4 protein-coding genes are annotated in these 4,054 nt (G+C 68.9%); 1 reads left to right on the forward strand and 3 read right to left on the reverse strand.

Annotation, left to right across the window (positions count from 1 at the left end; translation table 11 throughout):
• Positions 1-58 precede the first annotated feature (58 nt).
• The 3 genes from AC5LSR_RS19145 to AC5LSR_RS19155 form a co-directional block, all read right to left on the reverse strand.
• The gene (locus tag AC5LSR_RS19145) at positions 59-454 is read right to left on the reverse strand and encodes a type II toxin-antitoxin system VapC family toxin (RefSeq protein WP_250284544.1); all 396 of its coding nucleotides are present in this window, start codon (positions 452-454) and stop codon (positions 59-61) included.
• Complete coding sequence (locus tag AC5LSR_RS19150; RefSeq protein ID WP_250284545.1) at positions 451-729, reverse strand: FitA-like ribbon-helix-helix domain-containing protein; 279 nt, start codon at positions 727-729, stop codon at positions 451-453. The genes AC5LSR_RS19145 and AC5LSR_RS19150 overlap by 4 nt, the downstream gene beginning before the upstream one ends.
• A 102-nt stretch (positions 730-831) precedes the next feature.
• Complete coding sequence (locus tag AC5LSR_RS19155; RefSeq protein WP_493468757.1) at positions 832-2,013, reverse strand: LLM class flavin-dependent oxidoreductase; 1,182 nt, start codon at positions 2,011-2,013, stop codon at positions 832-834.
• A gap of 832 nt (positions 2,014-2,845) precedes the next feature.
• Between AC5LSR_RS19155 and AC5LSR_RS19160 the strand changes: the two genes are divergently transcribed.
• The coding region (locus AC5LSR_RS19160) for a terpene synthase family protein (protein WP_493468758.1) at positions 2,846-4,054 on the forward strand (1,209 nt) is incomplete at its 3' end.

The raw sequence follows: 4,054 nt of genomic DNA on the forward strand, positions 1-4,054 counted from the left end.
CACCCACGCCCGCCGCCATCCGCCGGCGGACGCTGCCCCGTCCAGCACAAGAAGATCGTTACGCGATCAGGCGCACGGCGCAGAACAGCGTCGCAGCCTTTGCCAGCCGGGCATCCGAGGTCACCAACGTGAGGTCCCGAGCCTCCGCGAGGGCGACGTACGCGGCGTCGTACGCGCTGACACCAGACCGCAGTTGCCACATGCGCGCCAGCAGAAGATCCACAGGTACGGAGTCGATGCCGAGCTGCGAGAGGCGCGCGACGGCGCGGTGCGCCAGATCATCGCTGATCTTTTTTCCGAGTGCGAGCCCTCGTATCACGGAGAACACCTCGACCTGCCAGTGTTCGGGCGCGGCCCACTCGGTGTCACGCTCCAGGGCCACCCGTGCCCGGCGACCACGGTCGTCAGCGTAGACGAGCGCGTTCGCCAGGACGGAGGCATCGACGACGATCACTCCATGTCGCCGGCAGCGAACGGCTGACTGTCGCGCTCGGCACGGGCGGCCGCGAGAACGTGCGCGGCGTCCGGAGCCGTGATGCCGGCGCCGCCCCCTGCCTCGAGCTCACGCCCGACGGCGGCCAGAATCCCCTGGTTCCAGGCGAATCGGGCCTGGCGGGTGAGCAGCGCGAGCAGGAAAGCCTGGAGGGACTGGCCCTGCTGCTGGGCATACCGGCCCAGCGCGTCTCGGACGTCTTCCGGCACGTCGCGGATCGTCACAGCAATAGGCATGCCTACATAATGCCTGCATAATGCAGGCGGGATCAAACGGTGCCGACCGGCGTACGGTCCAGATCTCGCCGTGCCGCGATGGCCTCACCCGGGTGGCTTCCGTCAGGTGGGCTGTGACCAGGCCTGGGCGAGCAGTTCGTAGGACCGGACCCGGTCGGTGTGATCGTGGGTGACCGTGGTGATGAGCAGTTCGTCGGCCCCAGTTACGTCACACAACGTGCGCAGGCTGCGGACGACGGTCGCGGGCGAGCCGACGAACTGGGTGTCGATCCTGTCCGCGACGGTCGCGCGTTCCTGTTCCGTCCACGGGTAGGCCGCTGCCTCGGCTGGCGTGAGGTACGGGGTGATGCCCTCGCCTCGACGGATACTGGCCGCCCACGCGCCGTAGCCGCTGGCCAGCCGGCGGGCGGCTACGGCGTCCTCGGCGACGACGACATCCGCGGAAACCATGACGTACGGCTCCCGCAGCGTCCGCGACGGCCGGAAGGCGGCGCGGTACGCCGCGACCGTGTCGAGCACGGCGGACGGCATCGAATGATAGTTGGCGGCCAGCGGCAGTCCCAGCTCACCGGCGGTCCGCGCGCTTTCCCCGGCCCTCACCGCGCAGATCCACAGCTGCGCGTCGGCGCCCTCCGCGGCGGGCGCCCGCAGGTGCACACCGCTGGGGGTAAGGTAATCGCCGCGGACGAACGCCTGGATGTCGCGGACCTGCCGCGTGTAGTCGTCGTCCGCGCCCTCCCGGTATCCGGCCAGCTCCAGCTGCTGGCGGAGGCGGCGGGGGTCGAACAGGAACGTCGGTGGCGCCGGGATGAGCAGGCCGTCGACCACCCGGGGCCGGGACGCGGGCCGCCCGGCCGTCGCCGATGGCCCGGCAGCCGGGCTCGTGGCGGTTCCGGCGCTCCCGGCGGTCCCGGCGGCCGCGCCGGCGAACCTGCCCACACTCGAACGGCCCAGCCCGAGATCAACGCGCCCGGGATGGATGTGCGCGATCGTCCCGAACTGCTCGGCGATGACGACCGGTGTCTGGTAGGCCGTCTGCACCGCCCCCGACCCGACCCGGATCCGCTGGGTGGCGGCCGCGACCAGGGCGATCAGGACAGCGGGCGCGGCGGATACGACGCTCGGGGCCAGGTGGTGCTCGGCGAACCAGTACCGGGCATAGCCGAAACGCTCGACGTGCCGCGCAAGATCGAACACGTTGCGCAACGCGTTCCCGGCCGTCGAGCCCGAGGTGAGCGGCACGAGGTCGAGCACCGACAACGGGACGGGTTTTTCCGAAGGCATGTTGGCCAACGCCTTTCCAATCCACGGACATTACTTTCCGTTATTACGATCATGCAATATGCACATACTCATCCGCGGAGCTTCTCCGGTTAAATTTACGTATCCACGGATCTTTTGATGTGTCACTTCCGCACATGCGGATTTCATGGTACTCTCTGCCCTGCGCGGTTCGTTCGATCAACGAAAGCGGGACGGCTCCAACGGCGGGGCGGCCAGCAACTTTGATCCAGCCCCATTCCGGGAACCTCGCCCCGCCAGTGTCCCCGACCTTTTCGACCGGAGTCGTTTATCGGCCATGACTTCTTGATCTCCCGCGCCACCCGGAAAGGTGGCGGGAACCACCGCGCCCAACAGCAGGCACATCCACCCGCATCATCGGACAGGCCCTTCTTCCGATCATTATCCGCGCTGTCCCAGGGCCCTGCCCCGATGCCGGGAACAGCACGCCGCACCGGGAGTACCAGCTATTTCGTGGAGGCACGACGCCATCACCACGAAACAGGCCGGTCACGGCCGGGGCACAGACCCAGCACCTGACACCGGCGGCCGTGTGCGCGGCGACCGATGCTCACCTGGCATCCGCGGGCCCGGCGGTACCCGGAATACGAGCCTCCCGGCCATACCCGCCGGCGCCACGATTGCAAGCCGGGCCCACACCCACGGCTTTCCTGTGTTCACACAGGGAATTCACGCCGCATACCGGTGCCCGTTCCCCGGCGCGGGCACCGGTATGCCCGCCCATGGGCCATCCACAAAACGAGAAAGCTGCCCGCCGTCCGCTGGAACCGTGGGACGGCCTGTTCAGCACGCCGGCATCAGATGAGGAGTGATCATGGAAACAGGCCTGGTGGCGACCCCGTCCGACGCGCTCACACCGTCCGCGCGGGAGTTCTTTCTCCCCGAGCTGCCGCGTTCCCTCCCGTTCGCCTATCATCCGAAAGCCGCGCAGATCGAGTTCGCCTCCAACGGCTGGGTGCGGGCATACCTCGGCGAGTGTTTCGCGACCGAGGAGGACCTGCTGTTCTTCCTGCGCCAACGGAACGGGATCTACGGCCCGCTCACCGTGCCGGACGCCGACGAACAGCGGGCCGTCGACATCGCCGACTGGTACCAGTACGTGACGGTGATCGACAGCTTCGTCTCGGACCGGTCGGCCCTCGGCGCCGACGACACCGCGGCCAGAGAGATCTTCACCGGCATCCTTGCCGACTTCCGCGCCGACGGCGACGGCGACGACGGCCGCGGTGACGGCCGTGGCGGCGGCCCGGCCGACAACTCCGCCTACGGCCGGGCGGCAAGGGACCTGTGGCGACGGATCAGCCCCGGCCTCAGCCCGGCCCAGATCTCCCGGTTCACCGCCGCGCTGGAGGCGTTCCTGCGCGGGTGCGCCACGGAGATCCACGCCAAGCTGACCGACAGCGTCCCGGACTACGAAAGCTGCCTGGCGGTACGGCTGGACAGTTTCGGCTGCGACTTCATCGAGCTGATGACGGAATACGGCACGGCCGTGGACATGAGCGGCCTGCTGCCGCAGCTCGTCGAGGTCCACCTCCACTGCCGCCGGCAGATGATCATAATCAACGACCTGCTGTCCTGGCGGAAGGAACACGCGCAGGACGACAAGATGACCGTGGTGCGGGTCCTGATCGAACGGGACGGGCTCAGCCTCCAGGACGCCGTCAACCAGCTGTGCGAACTGGTCGCGCACCATGAGAAGGCGTATGTCGAGGCCCGCGACAAGCTGCTGTCCGGACCACTCGGCGAACGCGCGGACGTGCGTGCCTATCTCACCGCGGTGGACCATCTGATGGGCGGCAGCCAGGAATTCGAATACCTGACTCCACGCTATTTCGGCGACGGGTCGGTGTGGGACGGCTCGACCTCGGGATGGCTGGACCTCGACGCGCCCGTCACACGTTTCCGGCCGCGTCCCCGGCCCGCCGGGACGGCCGGCGAACCGGCGGCTCCGACCGCCACCACGGCGACGGCGGCGGCTCCGACCGCGGCCGCGGCGACGCCGGCAGCGGTGGGCGCCGGTGCC

The sequence above is a fragment of the Protofrankia sp. CiP1_Cm_nod4 genome (genome assembly GCF_982290645.1).

What these genes read in the sequence shown, in the direction of transcription:
- AC5LSR_RS19150 (WP_250284545.1), bottom strand. Translation starts at nt 729, where the DNA reads ATGCCTATTGCTGTGACGATCCGCGACGTGCCGGAAGACGTCCGAGAC.
- AC5LSR_RS19155 (WP_493468757.1), bottom strand. Translation starts at nt 2,013, where the DNA reads ATGCCTTCGGAAAAACCCGTCCCGTTGTCGGTGCTCGACCTCGTGCCG.